20 protein-coding genes are annotated in these 21,096 nt (G+C 28.3%); 4 read left to right on the top strand and 16 right to left on the bottom strand.

The window, feature by feature from the left end; all coding sequences use genetic code 11:
• Positions 1-2 precede the first annotated feature (2 nt).
• The gene (locus tag Q0997_RS16470) at positions 3-686 is read left to right on the top strand and encodes a cell division ATP-binding protein FtsE (RefSeq protein WP_299890807.1); all 684 of its coding nucleotides are present in this window, start codon (positions 3-5) and stop codon (positions 684-686) included.
• 5 nt (positions 687-691) lie between these two features.
• On the opposite strand, the gene Q0997_RS16465 is transcribed toward Q0997_RS16470, so the two are convergent.
• The 3 genes from Q0997_RS16465 to Q0997_RS16455 are packed head-to-tail and all read right to left on the bottom strand — an operon-like array spanning position 692 to position 4,419.
• Positions 692-2,152, bottom strand: coding sequence for a glycosyltransferase family 39 protein (locus Q0997_RS16465; RefSeq protein ID WP_299890768.1), 1,461 nt, complete (start codon positions 2,150-2,152; stop codon positions 692-694).
• A gap of 2 nt (positions 2,153-2,154) precedes the next feature.
• The gene (locus Q0997_RS16460; protein WP_299890766.1) at positions 2,155-3,585 is read right to left on the bottom strand and encodes a hypothetical protein; all 1,431 of its coding nucleotides are present in this window, start codon (positions 3,583-3,585) and stop codon (positions 2,155-2,157) included.
• A 12-nt stretch (positions 3,586-3,597) separates the two neighbouring features.
• Entirely contained in the window at positions 3,598-4,419 is an 822-nt protein-coding gene (locus tag Q0997_RS16455; RefSeq protein WP_299890764.1) for a 2OG-Fe(II) oxygenase, read from the bottom strand.
• A gap of 124 nt (positions 4,420-4,543) precedes the next feature.
• On the opposite strand from Q0997_RS16455, the gene Q0997_RS16450 reads away from it, so the two are divergent.
• Positions 4,544-5,428: a glycosyltransferase family 2 protein gene (locus Q0997_RS16450; protein WP_299890762.1), complete on the top strand. Its 885-nt coding sequence runs from the start codon at positions 4,544-4,546 to the stop codon at positions 5,426-5,428.
• A gap of 3 nt (positions 5,429-5,431) precedes the next feature.
• On the opposite strand, the gene Q0997_RS16445 is transcribed toward Q0997_RS16450, so the two are convergent.
• Both Q0997_RS16445 and Q0997_RS16440 read right to left on the bottom strand, forming a co-directional pair.
• The gene (locus tag Q0997_RS16445) at positions 5,432-5,848 is read right to left on the bottom strand and encodes an FdtA/QdtA family cupin domain-containing protein (protein WP_299890760.1); all 417 of its coding nucleotides are present in this window, start codon (positions 5,846-5,848) and stop codon (positions 5,432-5,434) included.
• Positions 5,849-5,851: 3 nt separating this feature from the next.
• Entirely contained in the window at positions 5,852-6,943 is a 1,092-nt protein-coding gene (locus tag Q0997_RS16440) for a glycosyltransferase (RefSeq protein ID WP_299890759.1), read from the bottom strand.
• A 34-nt stretch (positions 6,944-6,977) separates the two neighbouring features.
• Here Q0997_RS16440 and Q0997_RS16435 point away from each other — a divergent pair, with 34 nt between their 5' ends.
• Positions 6,978-8,120, top strand: a complete 1,143-nt coding sequence (locus tag Q0997_RS16435) for a glycosyltransferase (RefSeq protein ID WP_299890757.1) — start codon at positions 6,978-6,980, stop codon at positions 8,118-8,120.
• Here the strand turns inward: Q0997_RS16435 and Q0997_RS16430 are convergent.
• The 6 genes from Q0997_RS16430 to Q0997_RS16405 form a co-directional block, all read right to left on the bottom strand.
• Positions 8,117-8,953 carry a phytanoyl-CoA dioxygenase family protein gene (locus tag Q0997_RS16430; protein ID WP_299890755.1) on the bottom strand — a complete coding sequence of 279 codons (837 nt, stop codon included), beginning with the start codon at positions 8,951-8,953 and terminating at the stop codon, positions 8,117-8,119. The two genes, Q0997_RS16435 and Q0997_RS16430, sit on opposite strands and share 4 nt — an antisense overlap.
• 41 nt (positions 8,954-8,994) lie before the next feature.
• Complete coding sequence (locus Q0997_RS16425) at positions 8,995-10,302, bottom strand: O-antigen translocase (RefSeq protein WP_299890753.1); 1,308 nt, start codon at positions 10,300-10,302, stop codon at positions 8,995-8,997.
• Positions 10,299-11,402: a DegT/DnrJ/EryC1/StrS aminotransferase family protein gene (locus Q0997_RS16420; RefSeq protein ID WP_299890751.1), complete on the bottom strand. Its 1,104-nt coding sequence runs from the start codon at positions 11,400-11,402 to the stop codon at positions 10,299-10,301. The genes Q0997_RS16425 and Q0997_RS16420 overlap by 4 nt, the downstream gene beginning before the upstream one ends.
• Positions 11,399-12,274, bottom strand: a complete 876-nt coding sequence (locus tag Q0997_RS16415; RefSeq protein ID WP_299890749.1) for a GNAT family N-acetyltransferase — start codon at positions 12,272-12,274, stop codon at positions 11,399-11,401. The genes Q0997_RS16420 and Q0997_RS16415 overlap by 4 nt, the downstream gene beginning before the upstream one ends.
• A 115-nt stretch (positions 12,275-12,389) precedes the next feature.
• Positions 12,390-13,349 (bottom strand): glycosyltransferase family 2 protein, encoded by a 960-nt coding sequence (locus Q0997_RS16410; RefSeq protein WP_299890747.1) that lies wholly within the window; start codon positions 13,347-13,349, stop codon positions 12,390-12,392.
• A 31-nt stretch (positions 13,350-13,380) separates the two neighbouring features.
• Entirely contained in the window at positions 13,381-15,150 is a 1,770-nt protein-coding gene (locus Q0997_RS16405) for a hypothetical protein (RefSeq protein ID WP_299890746.1), read from the bottom strand.
• Positions 15,151-15,248: 98 nt separating this feature from the next.
• Between Q0997_RS16405 and Q0997_RS16400 the strand changes: the two genes are divergently transcribed.
• Positions 15,249-15,860: a bifunctional 2-polyprenyl-6-hydroxyphenol methylase/3-demethylubiquinol 3-O-methyltransferase UbiG gene (locus tag Q0997_RS16400; protein WP_299890744.1), complete on the top strand. Its 612-nt coding sequence runs from the start codon at positions 15,249-15,251 to the stop codon at positions 15,858-15,860.
• Positions 15,861-15,863: 3 nt separating this feature from the next.
• On the opposite strand, the gene Q0997_RS16395 is transcribed toward Q0997_RS16400, so the two are convergent.
• From Q0997_RS16395 to typA, 5 genes are all read right to left on the bottom strand, one after another.
• The gene (locus Q0997_RS16395) at positions 15,864-17,345 is read right to left on the bottom strand and encodes a hypothetical protein (protein WP_299890742.1); all 1,482 of its coding nucleotides are present in this window, start codon (positions 17,343-17,345) and stop codon (positions 15,864-15,866) included.
• Positions 17,346-17,365: 20 nt separating this feature from the next.
• The gene (locus tag Q0997_RS16390; protein ID WP_299890740.1) at positions 17,366-18,745 is read right to left on the bottom strand and encodes a class I SAM-dependent methyltransferase; all 1,380 of its coding nucleotides are present in this window, start codon (positions 18,743-18,745) and stop codon (positions 17,366-17,368) included.
• Positions 18,735-18,941, bottom strand: coding sequence for a hypothetical protein (locus Q0997_RS16385; protein WP_299890738.1), 207 nt, complete (start codon positions 18,939-18,941; stop codon positions 18,735-18,737). Before Q0997_RS16385 ends, Q0997_RS16390 begins: the two co-directional genes overlap by 11 nt.
• Positions 18,942-18,969: 28 nt before the next feature.
• Positions 18,970-19,212 (bottom strand): uroporphyrinogen decarboxylase, encoded by a 243-nt coding sequence (locus Q0997_RS16380; RefSeq protein WP_299890737.1) that lies wholly within the window; start codon positions 19,210-19,212, stop codon positions 18,970-18,972.
• Between the two features lie 80 nt (positions 19,213-19,292).
• The gene (gene typA, locus Q0997_RS16375) at positions 19,293-21,092 is read right to left on the bottom strand and encodes a translational GTPase TypA (protein ID WP_299890735.1); all 1,800 of its coding nucleotides are present in this window, start codon (positions 21,090-21,092) and stop codon (positions 19,293-19,295) included.
• Positions 21,093-21,096: the final 4 nt, after the last annotated feature.

The following is a 21,096-nucleotide window of genomic DNA, read 5'->3' as shown; positions in this document are numbered from 1 at the left end:
ATATGCCAAATACCATTTTAGAATTTAAAGACGCATCTATTTTTCAAGGACTTAATCTTGTCTTATCTGATGTTAATGTAAAAATGGATAAAGGTGATTTTGTGTATTTAATTGGGAAAACGGGATCTGGAAAAAGTAGTTTCATGAAAACCTTATATGCCGATATCCCCTTAAAAGTTGGAGATGGTAGCATTGTTGATTTTAATTTAAAAACACTTCAAGAAAAAGACATTCCTTTTTTAAGACGTAAGCTTGGTGTTGTATTTCAAGATTTTAAATTATTAACAGATCGTACTGTAAACGATAATTTATTATTTGTTTTAAAAGCTACTGGATGGAAAGACAAAAGCGCTATGGAAACAAGAATGGAAGAAGTACTTGATAAAGTAGGTATGAAAACCACTGGCTTTAAATTCCCTCATGAATTATCTGGTGGAGAACAACAGCGTATCGCTATTGCTCGTGCTTTATTAAACGATCCTGAATTAATTTTAGCCGATGAACCTACTGGAAATCTAGATCCGCAAACCAGTATTGAGGTTATGGAAGTACTTCAAGAAATTAATAAAAATGGAAATACCATTTTAATGGCAACTCACGATTATGCGTTACTTTTAAAATACCCAAGCAAGACTTTAAAATGTGAGGACAATAAAGTTTTTGAAGTTGTACAGCGTAGAGCTTAATAGTTTTACTTTATATCTAAAAGATAAGCAGCATTAGTACCTTCTTCTATTTTATATAGTGTTTCTGCTTTGTCTTTATAGTAATCTATAATATATCTAGATTCTAATTCCCCTGTATTTCCAGACTTGAATACATGCGAAAACACAAACCATACTTTTCCTTTTAACTTACTTAATTGCTGGTCGTGCCCTGTATAATCATAATGGTGCGACTCGCCTTGGATTACAACATTATTAAAGTTTATATAGTTTATTTTTTTATAATAATCGAACACATCATAATTACCAATAAACACATACACTTTGTCTTCTGGCTTTACATGCGTATTCATATAAGAATATATAGGTTTTATATGTTCTTTTAAAAAAGGCATTTTTTTAGCATTGATGTACGAAAACACAATAAATGGCAACAACAGACCTAATACAGCAACACTTTTATGTATATGCTTTTCAACTTTTTTATAAATGTAATACATCCCAATAGCTATAGTTATAAAGTATAATGGCACCTGGTACAAAATAATACGTGTAAAAAATGGATATAGCTTTAAACTAGATAGTAATAAGTGAACAATAATTGGAACAGTAAGAATAAATAGAAGTTTATAGTTTTTCTTTTTTAATAAAGAAACAATACCAATACAATAGAAAATAATAATCAATATATAAAAATAAAATCGATCGCTAAACCCTAATAATTTAGTAAAAACCAAAGTGATAGCTTTGTAAGACCATTGCCAAAACTCTATAGAAAATGGGTTTATAGGCATAAAAGCAAATTCCCAATAATTCTTCATTAATGCTCTTGAAGGATGTTGATGTAAAAAAGTAAAATAATAGGCTGAAAAAGCTAGTAACCATATTGAAAAAGGGATAACTAAAGTTTTTAGGTTTTTCACTTCAAAAACAAGAGTATACAGCCCTAAAACGAAAAATACTATAATAGAAACGTTACTTAATGTAACTGCTAAAACACCAACTAAACTTAAAACAATCCATTTACTTTTTTGGGTTTTATAATCTTTAAAATAACAGTATAATAACAATAAAAAGACCATTACATCTGTACTATACTGCTTTACTTCTGAGCTATAATATATTAATGTTGGGCACAAGCAATATAATGCTGTAATAATAAGAAGTATAGTCTTATTTTTAACTAATAACGCACTCCATTTAACGACTAAAACAATAGATACTAAAAAACATAATAAGGGAAATATTCTTAAAGCTAAATCATAATCTCCAAATAAATAATTAAAGCACTTTGTTATCCATAAATAGAGTATTGGAGCCATTTGTCCGCTATCTAATGGCGCTAACAAACCTAGGAAGTCTCTATCGATAATACTATACGCTAATTTAGCTTCGTCTAACCATAAACTACGATTAGACGCAAACTGAATTAGTGTTAGGCAAAATCCTAAAACAATAATTCCATATAGCTTATAATTATTTTTCAACTTTATAGCGATTTTAATTTTACTTTTAATGTACTATAGGCTTTGTGTAGACCTAGTCTTTTAAATATTAAATACCTACTTTTTTCTTTACTTGGATTTATAGGTAAATTAATTACTTCTTGGTTGTTATTAGATAAATAAGCTATCATTTTATTATATAGTGCATTATCCATTCTATCTCGATTATCTCTATCCACTCTAAGCATAGTATCTAATAATACTCTAGAGTTATATGGACTTACAACACTAACTCCTAATTGTTTATTTTGAGATTTCGCTTTAGCATGTACAATGCCCATAAACTGTTCCCAAAGAAAAATATCTAGTATGTGATATTTTGTCTTTTTTAAAATTGATTTATTATTAGATAACCACTTATTATATTCTTCTCTAATAAACTTATGGGGTTTAAAAAAATTAATATTATTTAGGTTTTTAGCTGTAGGATTAGCACAATAATAATATCCATTACGTCCAATCTCACTAATATTTCCATTAATAATAACTTTATCACCAACTGCATCTGGACTTAAAAATAAAGGATTATCTAAACTAGCCGCATAACTTGTTTCAAAATCTTTTGGCTCCATTTCAATATCGTCTATAATATTGAATGGTTTATTATATAGTTTTGCGAGTTGTTTTGATATAACTAAATCATTATGGTTTTCTGGCATGTTTTTAAACTTAGTAACAAAGTAATCACAATCCAAGTCCAAACTTGCCAAAAATAATACGCGACTATCGTAACCTGCTGTAATGGGTAAACATATTTTATGTCGTAATGCTATTGCTTTTATATACCCTTTTAACATATTAGCAACTATTATTGCTGTTTCTTCTATTGATTTTTCTTCGCGTTTTGCATTTGGATAAAACCGAACTACTTTTTTGTCATATATCCCCACATAATGATTTGGCATTAAATGCTTCACATTACTTACATCTGTAGTGTCTTGAATAAAAAGTCTTAATTCATTAAATTCTTTAGATTTATAATAAGCTTTTGCTTGAGTATTTTTATATGGTATTAATTCTATTTTTTCTTGAAGTAATTTTACTTGAGATCCAAAACTTAAAAAATCGTTACTGTAATATATTTCTGCTTGCGCACAAGCATCATTAAATAGCACAAAATCCTTTTCCGTTTTATAAAGAACTACAAACTGTCCATAAAAATTAGAGATTTCATCTAAAAATACATTTAGTTCTTTTAGGTTTGAAAGGCTTTCAAGAATTTGCTTATTTGATAATGCTGGTGTTTTATAACTATATAATTCACCAAGTAAAATAAGCTCTAAGTTATTATTAACTACTTTAGTAAAAACACAATCTTTATGGTATTGTAAATTAAAATTACCAATACTTTCTGCTATAAATCCTTCGATTAATTGAAAAGGTTCCTGCGTTAATAAAAACTGTTTTCTAAACATACGCTTACAAGCTTAATTGTCTAGTTTTTTATACACATGAGGGTTTTTACGTACTCCTTTTTTAAATATTTTTCTAACTAACATACGTAATTGAGCATCTGCATCTAAAATAATATTTGTTAATGTTTGATCTGGACGCCCTCTAAATTTAGTAACATGAAATTTATCTTTTTCTTTTAATGCATTATCGCTAAAAAAGTAATTAGAAATACAACACCTACTAGCATTTACAGTTACTTTATTAACAGAATGCCATGAGGTTTGATGCGTTGCCATTACTATTAATCTATTAAATTTACTTTCTATTAATAACGGCTCTTTTTTAGGTCCATTAGGCCATAATTCTAAATGGCCTCCATTTTCTTTTTTCCAATTTGGCGTTACATAATACAATAGATTTAATACGCGCCATCGGTCTCGATTAGCATCGTGTGAATTATCTAAATGCGGATTTAAAAAGTTATCTAACTTCATTAAAGATAAACCGCCTGCATATAAAGAATCGTCTGGAAACAGCGATTTTATATTACATAATTCACCAATAACTTTCACAATCTTAGGATCTTGAAAAGCATAAATTACTTTTTCTAATAACTCGTTATGCTCATTCATTTGAGCAGAGACATACTTATACTCCTTTAAAGATTTTAGCATATTCATTTCTTCTGGTTTAGGAAAAACCTCAAAGCACCTTTTTGCCAAATCTACTGGTAACACATCATCAATATAAAAAAAACCAATAGTATTTTTTGAAGCATTATATTGTTTAGCAATACTTTCTTTTTGCTTTAAAATGCTATTAAAAATATAATTAGCTATGGTTTTAGTTTCCAAAAATCACTAGGTTTTAGTTAGTGCAATTTAATATTTTCTTTCCAAATGATCATTTAAAAATTAAAAGCTATTTTTCTTTATTTACCCTAGCAAAATAATGTATTTTTAAGGCAAGAAAATTTTTATGCTTTCAGTATTAATTCCCACATATAATTATGACATTTCTGCATTAATCGCAGAACTACACCAACAACTTATTAAAACAAAAAAAGCATTTGAAATTTTAGTGCTTGAAGATGGAAGTACTAAAGATATTAATGATAATTCTACACTAAGTCACACTACTATTATTGTAAACAAAAACAATAATGGTCGTGTAAAAGCTAGACAGCTTCTAGCTGAAAAAGCGCAATATGACTGGTTACTATTTTTAGATGCAGATGTGGCTCCAAAAAACGAAACTTTTATAGCTCAATACTTAAAAGCTATAGACAGTAATAACGATGCTGTTTTTGGAGGATTTACTTATCATGACACGAAACCAGAAGACAGTTATTTATTACGTTGGACTTATGGAAAAACTAAAGAAGAAATACCTGCTAACATTAGAAACAAAAAAAAATACAAGGTTATTATTTCTGCAAATTTCTTGATTAAAAAGACTGTTTTTTTAACTATTAATTCTGAAATACCAACATCTAAAGGTTATGGTTTTGATAATTATTTTGGTACTTTTTTAAAACTAAAAGCAATATCTGTTTTACATATTGATAATGAAGTTTACCATTTAGGCATTGAAAAAAGCGATACTTACTTAAGAAAAAAAGAACAAGCTGCTTTAACGCTATTAAAATTGTATAATAAAAATAATTCTATCTCTAGTGATAATGATTTATTAAACCTTTTTATGACATTAAAACGCTGGAAACTAGCTGGTATTTTTAGTAGCATACACCAATGGCTCAAAGTAGCTATGAAGAATAACCTTTTAGGAAAAAAGCCAAGTATAAAAATATTACAACTTTATAGAATATCTTTTATGTGTAATAGCTACAAACCTAAAGAATAATGTTTATTTTTTGGCAGCTATAAAGTCTTCAAAATCGTATATATAATCGTCTTCTTTATAGACTTCTGAAGCTAATACTAAACAGACTGCTCCAGAAGAGAAATTGTCTAATTCTCTCCATATACCAGGCACTATAAGCAAACCTTTATTAGGTTTATTTAATGTTATTGTTTTAGTTTCTTTCCCATCTTTTAACATAACATCGAAACTACCACTTAAGGGCAATAACAACTGTTGTAATTCTTTATGAGCATGACCGCCACGATACGAAGTACTAGGCACATCGTATAAATAATATACACGCTTAATATCAAAAGGCACGCAGTCTTTTTCTATTACAGACAAATTACCACGTCCTTTAGGGTCTTCAATTTTAGGAATTTCTATTATCCTAGTTGATGCTATTGTAGTATTTTTCATTAACTAATTTGTAAGCTCAAAAATAGCTTTCTCCCATTTTTTTGCAATTGCTTGTATTGCAAACTTTTGAATACTTGCTTTAGCGTTTTCTTTGCAATTTAGATACAATTTTTTGTCTAATATAAAGCTATTCATTGCATTTACAAAGGCCTCTTCATTATTCTGCTCAACAAGTAATCCATTTTTATTATTAACCAAGATTTCACTTGGACCAGATTTACAATTAACAGAAACTACCGGTGTGCTTAGTGCTAAAGACTCTAATAACACCATTGGAAAACCTTCAAAATTACTAGTTAAAACTGTAAATTTTGCACGTTTTACATATGGTAATGGGTTCTTTATATAAGATATAAATTCTACATTAGGTTGAATACCTAAAGTCTTTACATGTTCCTTTAATTCTTCTTTGTCATTTCCGCTTCCCAAAAGGACCAATTTATATCCATTTTCTATTAAAATTGAGTTTTTATAAGATTGTAATAAAAATTTCAAATTTTTATGATGCTCACTAAGTCTTCCAAAGAACAAAATATATTTATCAAGTTTAAACTCATGGTCATCAACTGCACTTGCTTGTTGTTCTAATGCTTCAAAATCTACTGGATTATATATAGTTTCGGTATGTTTTAATTTAAATTTACTCTTAAATTTTTCTTCAGCTGCTTTAGAAACCATAACTAGCATTTCATTTTGGTAAAGCCATTTGTTTAACCAATTGTATTTTGAAAATGCATGATTAGTTTTATAATTATGAACTACATACAATGTAGGAATATTATATATTAATTTAATTACAATAAAATCTCTTACAGCCTGAACTCTAGAACGATTATCTATTATACAATCAAAGCGTTCCTTTTTTAAATAATTTTTAAATGCTAAAAATCTTTGAAAACGACTTACTTTTAATGCTCCTAGATTAAAAAGCGTCCCTTTATAATTAAAGTCTATAATATCTAAAACGCTTACAATATGTACATCATGCCCTAAATTATCTAACATAACAGAGAGTAAAGCTCCTACTTTTTGTGCGCCTCCTTGACCAAGTGAAGACACTACAAGGCATATTTTTTTTTTATCGTTTCTTTGCACTTAGCTGTTCTAAATTTTTAAACAAATATAGTGAATGAAGATTTTATTGTTAGGTGAATATAATTCATCTCATTACACCTTAAAAGAAGGCCTACAAGAATTGGGACACCAAGTCACAGTAGTTGGTAATGGAGATGGATTTAAAGCTCGCAAAGTAGACATAAAATTAAATTTAAGATATGTTGATGGCGTCTCTTTTTATGTAAAAAGATTACTCTATAAATTGTTTAAAATTGATTTGACATCCATAGCTATAAAAAAACAGTTTAATCGTTTTAAACATGTATTTAAAGATTATGATATTGTACAACTTATTAATGAAAGCCCTTTTAAAGCCAATCCAAAAATCGAAAAACAACTATTAGAATTTATTTTTAATAATAATAAAAATGTTTTTCTATTATCATGTGGCACAGATTATTCTAGTGTAAAATATGCAAACGATGGATATTTTAGATATTCGATTTTAGACCCCTATAAAGAAAATAGAGGTACAAAGAAAGAGTTTTGGCATGCTTTAATGTATTTAACGCCAGAATACATTAAACTCCACAAGTATATTTTTAAAAACATAAAAGGCGTTATCGCTTCAGATCTAGATTACGATATTCCCTTAAGAAATCACCCTAAGTATTTAGGCTTAGTCCCAAACCCTATTAACATAACCAAACTGAATTATATCGATTTGGATGTTAAAGACGAAATTGTAATATTTCATGGTATCAACAGAAAAAATTATTATAAAAAAGGTAATGACATTTTTGAAAAAGCTTTAAATATTATTGCATCAAAATATGCCGAAAAAATTAAAATAATAACTGTAGAAAGTCTTCCATATCATGACTATATAAAAAGTTTTGATAGCGCACATATAGTATTAGATCAAGTCTTTGCATATGATCAAGGGTTTAATGCTCTTGAAGCTATGGCAAAAGGAAAAGTTGTTTTTACTGGAGCAGAAAAAGAATGGTTATCTCTATATAATATTAAAGAAGATACTATTGCCATTAATGCCTTACCAGATGCTAATGCTATAGCAAAGAAATTAGAGTGGCTTATTTTAAACCCTTTAAAGATTAAAGAAATATCAAAAAATGCTCATGAGTTTATTTTAAAAGAACATCACTATATTGATTGTTCTAAAAAATATTTAGAAACATGGTTACAAGCCTTTTAGTTTTTAACTCTTGGAAATCTTAACTCTAAAGACATTCTTGTTTTATCTTTATTTTTATTTACTGCAGAACCATGTATCAAGAAAGGCGTAAACACAATAGCTTCACCTTCTTTTGGATTTGGCCTAATCATTTCTATACTTCCATTTTTTGTTTCTAAAATACAAGGCACATAGTATGTATTGCCATTAATTTTAGCGCCTTTACTTTCTGTACGCAAAACTTCGTTTTCTGATATAAGGTGACTTCCAGGAAATACAGGTAATGATGAATTTTCATTGCATCCACTAATAGGAATCCATACATTTACAATGTCTTCCCAATAACTTAAATAGCCATCTCTGTGTGGCGGATTAATATCTAAAGAATTAGGTCTGCTAATACGTATTTGTACATGAGATTTCTGTAACTCTTCAACCCAAGATGTTAACTCATAACCTAATATTTTTCCAAATCTTTTTGCTAATTCTTCAATATCGAAATTAAAATCTATAGTCTCTAAATTTCTTGTAATATCTATAACTTTTAGATGATCTGTGTTAGTTGTTACAACTTCATGATAGTTATCAATAGTAAAATTAGTAGGATCTACAGGAATATTATTACTTATAATTGCTTTGAGAATTTGCTCTGTTACAGACTTTTTTAAGTCTTGAAATTCTTTATCCGAAAAAATATCGACAACATCATAACCTCTATCCTTCCATGGCATTTTAGAAATAATATTATTCTCTTTTTTAAAAAGCAATTCTTCATTTCCCCAAAAAAAATCGCCTTCTACCTCAAATGAATAAGGTTCTTTATCTATTATAAGTTGGCAATTTTTTCTAAGCATATTTTAGTGGTTTAGTTAATAACGCATATTTTACTAATTTCTTATACATCATCTTTTTCTTCTTGAATGACTCCAAATAGCGAAGAGCTAAAAATTAATAAAATCACTCCATAATACATTACATAAGTTACAAAATGAGCAATATTTGCGCCCTTAACACCATAGTTATCTATAAAATAAACACTAGTTAGATATAGAATAATTACTGAAAAAGCTTCAGTAATAATATAGTGCCAAAACATTTTTTTTGCCAAAAATTGATAAGCAATAATTATGGATAGTACTTTTACAAAATCACCTAATAATTGCCATAAAAATAATTCGGTTACAGGTTCAAATTCATATGTAAATAAAATTTGAACTATAAATTTTCTCAAAAAGTATATAATTATTAAGCCTACAGCAAAAATAGGTATGATAGTTTTATAGAACCCAAAAACTTCCTTTCTAAAACCTTTAATGGTATCTATTTCAGAAAATCGTGGTAAAATATATAAGGTTAATAAAGAATAAACAAACATTAAATAATACTTAGAAATACGGTTCATTGCTTCCCACATCCCTGCTTCTTTTAAACCCACTTCATCTATAATATATGATCTAACAGTTATAGCTACTAAAGGCATAACAATGGCAGAAAATAGTGCCATAATGGAAAAAGAACTCAGCTTTTTTACATAAGAAAAGCTAAACTGGCTTGCTTTAATAAGTTTTGAAAAATCTCTTCTATTTAGTATCCCTACTAATGTTATTAAAAACAAAATTGATTCTGCAATAACAACCGAAACTAATGCTCCATCTATTTGATTTTGCCAGATTAAAAAGATAGTAATAATAGCTCCTAGAATCTGCCCGAAAATATTAAAAACTATAAGGAATTTAAACTTAGAAAAACCATTCATTATTGAAAAGCACATCATATTCAACGCATAGAATGGTAATACTAAAGCAAAAATTTTAATAACATATGCATAATCATTATACTCATGAAAAATATAATCATTAATAACTTCTGCATTGTAATATACTAAGACACATATAATAGAAGTAGCAATAAATCCAAGATAATAAGCTGTAGAAATTGTTTTTGATAGCTCTGCTTTATTGTTTTTGTTTTGAGCTATGTATTTTACAACACCATTATATAAGCCTAAAATTGAAAAAGACTGTGCCGAGCTCACAAAATTTCTTAAATTTCCAACAAGTGCTAAACCTTCTGCACCTACAAAAATTGCAATAAATTTTGAAGTTAAAAAACCAGCTATAATCTTAATTATTACTGAGACAGAATTAAGAGAAGCGACTTTAACTAAAACATTATTATTAATATAATTAATTAGTTTTTTCAACAGTATTCGTTAATAGTTGTAATAATAGCATCAATATCATTAGGAGTCATAATAGGACTCATAGGCAAACTTACACAATTGTTATGAATTTGCTCTGTAATAGGTAATTGTAATCCATTAAAAACCTCAAAAGCTTTTTGTTTATGTGGCGGAATAGGATAATGAATAGCACTTTCTATTCCTTTTGCTTTTAAATAATTTATAAAATGAGTTCTATCATCAATTAAAACAACAAACAAATGAAATACATGATTTGTAGATCCACTATAGAATGGAAGTTTAATCTTTGGATTATTTATTTCTTTTAAATAGCGTTTTGCAACATGTCTTCGCTGTTCATTATCGTTATCTAAAGCTTTTAACTTTACATTTAAAAAAAGGGCCTGAACTTCATCTAACCGATTATTAACTCCTAAACGTTCATTTTTATATTTTGTATCTGAACCATAATTTCTAATCTGTTTACAAATAATGGCTAAATCTTTATCGTTTGTTGTAATTGCTCCTGCATCTCCTAAAGCACCTAAGTTTTTTGCTGGATAAAAACTAAATGTAGCTACATCTGAAAGATTTCCTGCCTTTTTTCCTGTATCTGATATGGCTCCATGCGCTTGAGCGGCATCTTCAATGAGCAATAAATTCTTTTCTTTCGACAATTTAATTATTGAATCCATTTCTGCCAATTGCCCATACAAATGGACAATTACAATTGCTTTTGTTTTATTAGTAATAGATTTTTCTATTTCTACTGCTTCACAATTAAATGTCTTTTTATTAGGCTCTACAAAAACAGGTTTTAATCCCACATCTACTAATGCCAAAATAGTTGCTATAAATGTATTCGCCGGAACTATAACTTCATCCCCTTTATGCAACTTACCTAATTGCATGTAGGCTTTAAAAACTATAATTAATGCATCTAACCCATTACTTACTCCAATACAGTATTTTGTTCCACAGTAATTCGCAAAGTTTTCTTCGAATTTTACAACACCTTGTCCTAATATATACTGACCAGAACTTAAAAATTGAGAAAATTCGTTTTCAAACGCTTTATCAAACCTTTTATTAATACTTTTTAAATCAAGAAACTTTATCATAACATTACTGTATTTAAGAGTTTATGATTTTTTACTGTAAGTCTATAAAAATCTTGAGTTACGGTTCTTGCTCCAAAACTCTCTTTCCAATATAATAACCCTTCATTTAATTTTTTTCCATTATTTTCATTAGATATACCGAAATCGAAAAAGGCTTTATGTTTAAATATTTCTCTAGTTAATTCATTAAACAAAAAATCTAGGCTTCCTAATTCCTGCTTATTTTCTGTTGCCGAAATGTATTGTGCGTGTGCTACTGTTTTAGTTTCAAAAATTGTAGTACCACCAACAATCTTATCATCTTTATATACATTAAACTGCCTTATCTTTTCAGGAAAATGCTTATGAAGTCTCTGTATTTCTAACAAAGTATGTACTGGCTGTTTTTTGTATCGTTTTTCTAGATTGGGAATTAAAACTTGATTCCAAAATGCTTCAAAATCATTATTCTCTTTAATTATTAATTGATGTTCCTTTGCTTTTTTTACACCACGCTTTCTAATGGTAGATATAGATTGAGGAAACGCTCTATAATCAATAACAGAAAGTACATCTCTGCGCGTTACTTCTGCATTCAATAAAAATAAAATATAGTCTATTTCTTTGCTTGGCAAATTGCTATATATACTAGGCAACAATTTAATATTTAATGTTTCAAACCGCTGTGTTTCTAAAAAAAGTAAAATCGCTTTAAAGATCTCAATAGTTTCATTGAGTTTTAATTTTTCGGTTAATATTAATCCGCCATAAGTTAAACCTTGATGAGAATGTAAAATAGTTTCTGTTTTATTTGCAGGTAATAACGCTACTAGTTTTTCTTCGTTAAAAATTAATAATGACATATCTTCAAAACGCTCACTATGATATTCCATAAAATCGCGATGAAACAAAAACGTAGCATTTTTTGCTTTGTTAACAAAGTCATTCCACAAATTGTAATAATCTGGCTGATATGTTTTTACTGAAAAAATATAGTTTTATTTTGGTTTATTTTAATTCAACAGCTTCTGTTGAATCAATATTTGTTTGGTTTACAATATATAATGGTCTCTTTTTAACATCTGTATTTATTCTTGCAATATATTCGCCAATAACTCCTATTGAAATAAGCTGAATACCTCCAATAAACATAGTACTTACAATTAAAGATGTCCATCCAGTTACTTCTTGATTAAAAAAGAAATAAGAAATTAAAGCATATAAAATAATAACAAAAGACACTAGAGAAATAAGCAATCCTAAACGACTTACAAAAAGTAATGGCTTGTCTGAAAAACCAGTAACGCCATCTAATGCCATTTTTAATAATTTACCATACGAGTAGCCAGATTCGCCAACTTTTCTGCTATCTCTATTAAACAATACTGAGGTATCTTTAAAGCCTAACCAAGCAATTTGTGCTCTTATAAATTTATTTTGTTCAGGCATTTTATTTAATGCATCGACTACTTTTTTACTAATAAGTCTAAAATCTCCAGTATCTATTGGAATATCGAAATTTGTAATGTTCGCTAATGTTCTATAAAACCATTTAGATGTCAACTTTTTTAAATACGTTTCGCCATCTCTTTTTTTACGTTTTGCATAAACAACATCGAAGCCATTTTCATATTCTTTATACAACTCCGGAATTAATTCTGGAGGGTCTTGCAAATCTCCATCTATTATTACTGTACAATCTCCAGACACATATTTTAGACCTGCAGAAACTGCTATTTGATGTCCAAAATTACGACTAAAATCTACATAGAATACATTCTTATCTTTTTGGGCTAATGCTAAAATCTCCTTAAAAGAATCATCTTTACTACCATCGTTTACAAAAATAAACTCATAATTATTAGTCACTGTTTTTACAGCAGCAATTAAACGGTCGTATAACGTATTAATAATCCCTGATTCATTATAAATTGGAATTATTACAGAAAGTTTTTGTGTTGTTTTCATATACAGACCACAATATAAAAAGTAAAACTAATTATTTGTATGTTTTTTTAGTTTTAAGAATATTAAAATAGGCATTACTCCAAACAATTTCATATTCATTTTCTTTTAAAAACGTATTCATTGTTTTATTTTTTTTAGCATCATAGGCATTAATATAGCCTTTAGTATTAGTTAAATTTTCTGCTAAATATTCTGGGATTGGTTCAGAAAAATTACGAGTAGTTTCAAATTTCTGTGTCACTACTACAGGATATATTTTTATTTCTTCTTCGGCTTTTTTCAACTTCTTTTCAAACGAATAACTATCATATATCCAAATCCATGAATTATACATATATGGTCTTGTTTTAGTTAAAAAATGAACCATTGGTATTTTATCATAGGTCAACAAATAATCATTTGGCTTAACGTACTTTTCAAGATTAAGTAATAGATCATTAGTTATTTCTGCTCTTCTTTCTGTAGTATATATACCTTTTGCTAAGTCACTTTTTATTGTATACGTCTTTTTTAAACGGCTTCCTTTATCAAAATAGGCCTCTTTAGAAAGGTTTAAAGCCTTTGCAGAAAAAAATGCAATTGAAATAAATAAAATTAAAGCAGAAAAGCTCTGTTTTGTTAAGCTAATATTACTAATCAAATTATTCTTAATAGTAATCGTTGTATTTTCTGTATTAGACAAAAAATAAAAAAAGAAAGGAACAGATAACCAAATACACATATAGCCACTACTAACAATGGCGCCTCCACTTCCTAATGGTAAAAAAGTAAGCATTAATATCCCTAAAAAGGCTAATGTTTTTATACCTGTATTTTGTTTTGTAAAAAGAATTAAAAAGGCTCCAACATAAGCTATAGCATAAACAGTAAAAAGATTGCCATTTTTAAACCATATAAAAACGAAACAAAAAGCTAAAAAGAGGAATACATATCTTAGCCATAGTAACTTTTTAAAATTATTATAGATTGCTAAAAATGCAATGATAATTAGTAATAGCTCGCCTATTACTCTAAATAACATTCTATAATTATAATAATATGTTCTTAATAATCCACCAACATTATGTGTGCTATCTTTTGTTGCTCCTAAATCAAATAAACCTAAAATAGCATTTTGCATAATATTAAATTGACCTAAAACCAATAACAATAAAGTGATAATTACAAATCCTATTACTATCCCTAAAGCATAATACAAAATAGGTCTTACTGCTTTTTTTATTGTTTCTTTATTAAGAACATAGTAAAACGGAATTGCTAAAATGAAAACTATTAAAGTAAGATTAGGTATTCTGGTAAATACATTCATTCCAATAATACTACCAGAGAGAATTATAGCTAGTGTATTATTTTTAATTAGTCCTTTTAATAAAAATAACACACTAACAATAGCTAATAAAGCTGTTAAATGATTATGATAATATATTAAAAAGCCAAAATCGTTTACAAACAATATGATTAACATACCTAATATTACAATACGCTTAGGCATAAATTGTTTAAATATATTATAGCCTACAATAAACGTGATTGTATTAATAATAATAGTGAATAATTTAAACCACATAATACCTCCATTGGGGTAAAGTTCATACCAAACACCACCAACAACACCAGAAAGCCAATACACAAAACTATATTCTACACTTGAAGGATCGTTATAAATTTGCTGATAAAAAGTTAAGGCAAAGCCATCATCACATATATCAAAGCCTTGAAACGCTAATAATAACTGGACAAAAATAGAAGCTAGAAGAACTAAATATAATTCTCCTTTATTGGTTTTAGTTAGATTAATCATGAGTATTCAAAATCGTTGCTAAAGATATAAAATAAGATTCTTTAATAAACTCAAAATAGTGTAATTTTACCAATACAAATTACTATTGAAAGAACTTTATGCCTAAAACTTTTGACCCGAGAAGTATACTTGAAAACTCTATAGTTTACAATACCTTTCAACATATCGTTGGTGGTGTAAGAGCGAGACGTCTATTCATTAAAAATGACGTAAAAATAAAGGCTAATGAAAAGATTCTGGATATTGGATGTGGTCCAGGCTATTTAATAGATTTTCTTCCCAAAGTAGATTATACAGGTATTGATATTGATGCAAAGTATATTAAAACTGCAAAAGAAAGGTATAAAGACAAAACCTTTTATTGTACACCTGTAGAAGATTTTAATTTAGAATCGCCAAATACTTTTGATGTTGTTATAGCTGCTGGAGTTGTCCATCATTTAAATAATGAACAGGCTTCGGCCTTATTTGATCTTGCAAAAAGAGCTTTAAAACCAAATGGTAGACTAATTACATTAGATGGTTGCTTTATAGATAAACAAAATCCTATTGCAAAAAAATTATTACAATTAGATAGAGGTAAATTTGTGAGACGAGAAGAAGAATACAAAGTATTAGCCAATAACCATTTTAACACTGTTACTACTAAAATAGATGAGACCTATTTTAATATACCTTATACTTCAGTAATTGTAACATGTACAAAGTAAAATCTATTTCTTTACTTTATTAAAAACAGTTTCTCCCTTTCCATTTATTAATTCATAAACGCCATAATCTGCGCCTTTCTCAATAATATTATAACTACTATTTTTTTCTAGATGGTTTAAAACAGATTCATTTTCTGATAAATACCCGCTAATAACCCTAAATAAATTTACATTAGTTTTTAGTTTATAATCAAAGTCCGGCACATCGTTTTCTGGCCATTTAACGGCTAATAATGAAGAAAAAATCGAATTTACTAAAACTGAATCTTCTTGTTTAGCTCTACTCTCTTCAGTGGCATCAAAACCAACAAATCCTCCATGATCTGCAACAATTACAATTAAAGCTTCTGGGTCTTTATTATTAATTAAAGATGTTATTTCTTTTAACCAAGTATTTGTTTTTTGCAATCGCTCTAAATAATCTTTCCGTTCTTTTTCCTTTCCTTGAGAATATGATTTAGAAGATGCTATATGTGCAGGAGAAATTTGTTCAATAAAATAAAAATTTGATGTGTTTTTATTACTTTCAATTAAACTTGGAAGTATTTCTAAAGTATTATGGTTTTGCCCAAATCCTCTCGTTATAAAAGACATATCACTATAATTCACATTACAATAATCATACATTATTTTAGGACGATTAACTAATAAGTAGTTTTTTTGAAGTAGTAAGAATGTTTTATAATCGTTCTTTTTAAACAAAGAAACTACGGGATTATCTCCCGCAATAACTGATCTTGCATTATAAAGTTCATTCACTTTACTTTCTGGGTAAAAAAAGTAATGATGCTTCATAGCAAATAATGAAGCGTTACTTGATAAAGTAGAATAGTAATTACTTCTAAAATCTTGGTATATTTTAAACTTATTTGATTCTAAAAAATCTTCAAAACTGGAATTATCCAATTTATAAGGTTCATGTTTTAAAGTTGAAGCGTTAACATATCCGTCTGGTTGAATAATATAAATATTAGGTTTTTTCTTAAAAGTTAATGTTTCAATTCCATCAGGTTGTTGCATCCAATCTTGAGAATAGCTTAGGTGTTTAAAAAGTTTAGGGGCAAAATTAATTAGCATAATTAGAGCCAAAATCAATTGAAATCCTACAATTTTATTTATATATTTTTTTAAAAGAAAGCCTAATAATACTGCAACTAGAATAATAACTAATAGTCTTTTTTTTCCTAAACCAATAGTACTGTAAAGCGTCAATGAAAGAAACCAAATTAAGTTTAACGTAATAAAAATTTGATCTCTGTAATAAGCGTTTCTTTTAATGAATTTTAGTAATAAGGCTACAATCCCCAAAATAATAACTGCAGAAAGAACGTAAAATGAAAAGAAGAAAAAAAACTGGCTCCAAGAATTTACTTGAGTAAAATTAGAGCTATAATAATGTAATAATGCAGGTAAACCAGAAGCTAAACCTATTATTAAAGGCTTGTTTGTTATAGATAAAAAAGTAGACTGTGTTTCCTTTTCCATATTACTCCATAAGATTTATACTATTTCCGTTTTAATAAAAACAAAACACGCTCAGAGTCTTTTATTGCTTGTTCCTCGACAATATTAAAGTGATTTAAATAACTAGATTTAAAATTTTCAATAGTATAAAAATCAAAATGTGCTTCAAATTCTCCCTTAGCTTTTAATAAGCGTTGTACCCATGAATCTTTTTGCTTTGGAAATTCTATTACTAAATGGTTAGAAAATTGAGCAAAAAACTCAGCAGACATATCAAATGTTATATTCCCACTCAAAGTCATATGATGAATAACAGCTAATGCTAAAGTAACATCTGGAGCATAATCTTTAATTCGCTTAATGAATGAAAAACGTTCTTTATTACTAAAGCCAATATTTGCAGATGGATTTAAAACATCTAAAACAAAAGGTAACATGTAAGATTCTTTATTCGTTTTAACCTGTTTATAGTTATAATCTACAGCATTGTTATCTATATCACAAACTAAAGCCTGATTTAAGTTAGTATCTATTTGCCTTACAAAAGTACCATCGTTTCCTCCAAGATCAATAACTGTTTTTGCATTTATATTTTTAGCCCATAAGTTTATTAATTTCGATTTTTCTTGAAAAGCGATATTACTATAGTTCGTTTTATTATAATATTCTCCCCATTCGCTCTTTTCTTTAAGCTCTAATTTTTTAATATAATTATATAGGCTTTCTATAATATTTAATTGCCCTTTTTTAGATAATGCTACTGTTTTTGTTTCCCCTTTATAGTCTTCATTATGCTTCTCTTCAAACTTTGCTAATAAGTGAATATTAGAATATAAAAATGGATTTAGTTTCGTTTTAAATGGTAAAAGTGATGCTATAGTTTTAACAGGAATACCATCAATAAAACTATTCATGAGCTTTAACATTTCTGAACCATTATAATGTGCTAAAATTAGCGGCCCAAAAAAATGAGTTATAAACTGTTTATATGCTCGCCATGGTTTGTTTTCACTATAAAAATCGAATGATAATGTATCTATAAAAATTGCAGCACCATTATGAAATGTAACATTAAAAGCTGAAGCGTCTTTAAGGGAAAAGTTTTTTTCTAAAGCAAATTTTTGCAGCTTTAAAGTTAATAAAGCAGCTTCTTTATATTGATTAAAGCTCCACTCGTATGGATAAGTAACAAAAGGAATTATCTCTGGTTGAATAACAATATTAGCACCTGAAGAAGAGACTTCTTTATGTTTAATTAATAAACCATTCTTAAAAAGGGTATCAAAAAAACCAGAGTCTTTAAGTTTATTATACTGTTTAAAGTAAATAGGATTAATTTGTCTTTTCAAGATACCATCTTCAAAGAAGATATAACCTGAAGGATCTCGAAAGGAAGAAGAGTGCTTTTCTTTAGACGTCACTATTGGTTTTATTTTCTATATCTGTGTCTTCAATATTAATATCATCAAACAGGTCTTCTTCTTCTTTAACTAAACCGAAGAATAGTTTAATTTTATACATTAGGTTTTTAGAAAATAAAACTACACCAGCAACTGCTGCAATTATAGCTTGTATAATCATTGCTCCTAAACCTGGATCAAAATAAAGAAAGGTCATAAAGTTCTTTTTTGTAAATATAGAAAAATTAGGTCGTCTTCTTAAAAAACAAGTAATATAAGTTTACTAATAATATTGCTGCATTAGCTATAATAATAGGTAAACCTATTCTTAATGTTGGCATTAAAAAACCATAAATTATAAATAAGATACAACCTGTCATATTTACCAAACGTAGTTTTTTAACATCTTTCATTGTAAATGATAATAACACCATAAAAGACGCTAAATAGCCTATATATTCTGTTCCTGTTATTCCAAATAATTCCATAATTATATATTTTTATTGCATAAAAAAGAGAAATACTTTTAAGCATTTCTCTTTTTAAATGTATTCTTTTTCTAATGCTACTAGATACTCTTATTTCTCTTACGCTCGTTTTCTGTTAAAAATACTTTACGTAATCTTAAGAAATTTGGAGTAACTTCTACATACTCATCTTTTTGGATATATTCTAGAGCTTCTTCTAAAGAAAATTTAATTGCAGGTACAATTTTCGCTTTATCATCTGCTCCAGAAGAACGTACATTACTTAATTTTTTTGTTTTAGTAATATTTACAGTCATATCATCTCCACGAGAATTTTCTCCAATAACCTGACCTTCATAAATATCCTCTCCTGGATCTACAAAAAACTTACCTCTGTCTTGTAATTTATCAATAGAATAAGGAATAGCTGTTCCTTTTTCCATAGATACTAAAGAACCATTTTGACGTTCAGGAATACCACCTTTTAATGGTTGGTACTCTTTAAAGCGGTGTGCCATAATTGCTTCACCTGCAGTAGCTGTTAATAATTGATTACGTAAACCAATAATACCACGAGATGGCACTATAAACTCACATACCATACGTTCACCTTTAGCTTCCATGCTAAGCATTTCTCCTTTACGCATTGTTACCATTTCAATCGCTTTACCAGAAACATGTTCAGGTAAATCAATAGTCATTTCTTCCACTGGCTCACATTTAACACCATCAATTTCTTTGATAATTACTTGTGGTTGTCCAATTTGTAACTCGTAACCTTCACGACGCATTGTTTCTATTAAAACCGATAAGTGTAATACACCACGACCAAAAACCATAAACTTATCTGCACTATCAGTATCTTCTACTCTAAGCGCTAAGTTTTTTTCTAATTCTTTAGCTAAACGATCTTTAATATGACGAGATGTTACAAATTTCCCATCTTTTCCAAAGAAAGGAGAATCGTTAATTGTGAATAACATACTCATTGTTGGTTCATCTATAGCAATAGTTTTTAAACCTTCAGGATTTTCAAAATCTGCAACAGTATCACCAATTTCAAAACCTTCTAAGCCTACAATTGCACAAATATCACCAGTAGCTACTTCTTCTACCTTTTTACGACCTAAGCCTTCAAAAGTATGTAGCTCTTTAATTTTATTTTTAACAATAGAACCATCTCTTTTTACTAAAGATATTTGTTGTCCTACTTTTAAATTTCCTCTAGTTAAACGACCTATTGCAATACGACCAGTAAAAGAAGAGAAATCTAAAGATGTAATTAACATTTGTGTATTACCCTCTTCAATTTTTGGCTCTGGAATATGTTCAATAACCATGTCTAATAAAGGCTCAATATTCTCAGTTTCATTTTGCCAATCGTCACTCATCCAGTTATTCTTTGCCGAACCATATACCGTTGGAAAATCTAACTGCCACTCTTCTGCACCTAATTCGAACATTAAATCGAATACTTTCTCATGTACTTCTTCTGGTGTACAGTTTTCCTTATCTACTTTATTAACAACAACACACGGTTTTAAACCTAAATCGATTGCTTTTTGCAATACAAAACGCGTTTGTGGCATTGGCCCTTCAAAAGCATCAACTAATAATAAAACACCATCTGCCATATTTAAAACACGTTCTACTTCTCCACCAAAATCGGCGTGACCAGGAGTATCAATAATGTTAATTTTAGTATCTCTATAAACTACAGAAACATTTTTAGACGTAATCGTAATACCACGTTCACGCTCTAAATCGTTATTATCCAGAATTAAATCTCCAGTGTTTTCATTCTCACGGAATAGTTGACAATGATACATAATCTTATCTACCAAAGTAGTTTTCCCGTGATCTACGTGTGCAATAATTGCGATGTTTTTTGTTTTAGCCATAATA

Source organism: uncultured Lacinutrix sp., assembly GCF_947500325.1.
Taxonomy (GTDB): domain Bacteria; phylum Bacteroidota; class Bacteroidia; order Flavobacteriales; family Flavobacteriaceae; genus Lacinutrix.
This window is presented reverse-complemented; position numbering and strand designations above follow the sequence as displayed.

Bases quoted from the DNA above. Each gene is read 5' to 3' on its own strand.
- Q0997_RS16470 (WP_299890807.1), top strand. From the start codon at position 3: ATGCCAAATACCATTTTAGAATTTAAAGACGCATCTATTTTTCAAGGA.
- typA (WP_299890735.1), bottom strand. From the start codon at position 21,092: ATGGCTAAAACAAAAAACATCGCAATTATTGCACACGTAGATCACGGG.
- Q0997_RS16430 (WP_299890755.1), bottom strand. From the start codon at position 8,953: ATGCTTAGAAAAAATTGCCAACTTATAATAGATAAAGAACCTTATTCA.
- Q0997_RS16405 (WP_299890746.1), bottom strand. From the start codon at position 15,150: ATGATTAATCTAACTAAAACCAATAAAGGAGAATTATATTTAGTTCTT.
- Q0997_RS16395 (WP_299890742.1), bottom strand. From the start codon at position 17,345: ATGGAAAAGGAAACACAGTCTACTTTTTTATCTATAACAAACAAGCCT.
- Q0997_RS16420 (WP_299890751.1), bottom strand. From the start codon at position 11,402: ATGATAAAGTTTCTTGATTTAAAAAGTATTAATAAAAGGTTTGATAAA.
- Q0997_RS16400 (WP_299890744.1), top strand. From the start codon at position 15,249: ATGCCTAAAACTTTTGACCCGAGAAGTATACTTGAAAACTCTATAGTT.
- Q0997_RS16450 (WP_299890762.1), top strand. From the start codon at position 4,544: ATGCTTTCAGTATTAATTCCCACATATAATTATGACATTTCTGCATTA.
- Q0997_RS16415 (WP_299890749.1), bottom strand. From the start codon at position 12,274: ATGGAATATCATAGTGAGCGTTTTGAAGATATGTCATTATTAATTTTT.
- Q0997_RS16445 (WP_299890760.1), bottom strand. From the start codon at position 5,848: ATGAAAAATACTACAATAGCATCAACTAGGATAATAGAAATTCCTAAA.
- Q0997_RS16460 (WP_299890766.1), bottom strand. From the start codon at position 3,585: ATGTTTAGAAAACAGTTTTTATTAACGCAGGAACCTTTTCAATTAATC.
- Q0997_RS16435 (WP_299890757.1), top strand. From the start codon at position 6,978: ATGAAGATTTTATTGTTAGGTGAATATAATTCATCTCATTACACCTTA.
- Q0997_RS16380 (WP_299890737.1), bottom strand. From the start codon at position 19,212: ATGGAATTATTTGGAATAACAGGAACAGAATATATAGGCTATTTAGCG.
- Q0997_RS16385 (WP_299890738.1), bottom strand. From the start codon at position 18,941: ATGACCTTTCTTTATTTTGATCCAGGTTTAGGAGCAATGATTATACAA.
- Q0997_RS16410 (WP_299890747.1), bottom strand. From the start codon at position 13,349: ATGAAAACAACACAAAAACTTTCTGTAATAATTCCAATTTATAATGAA.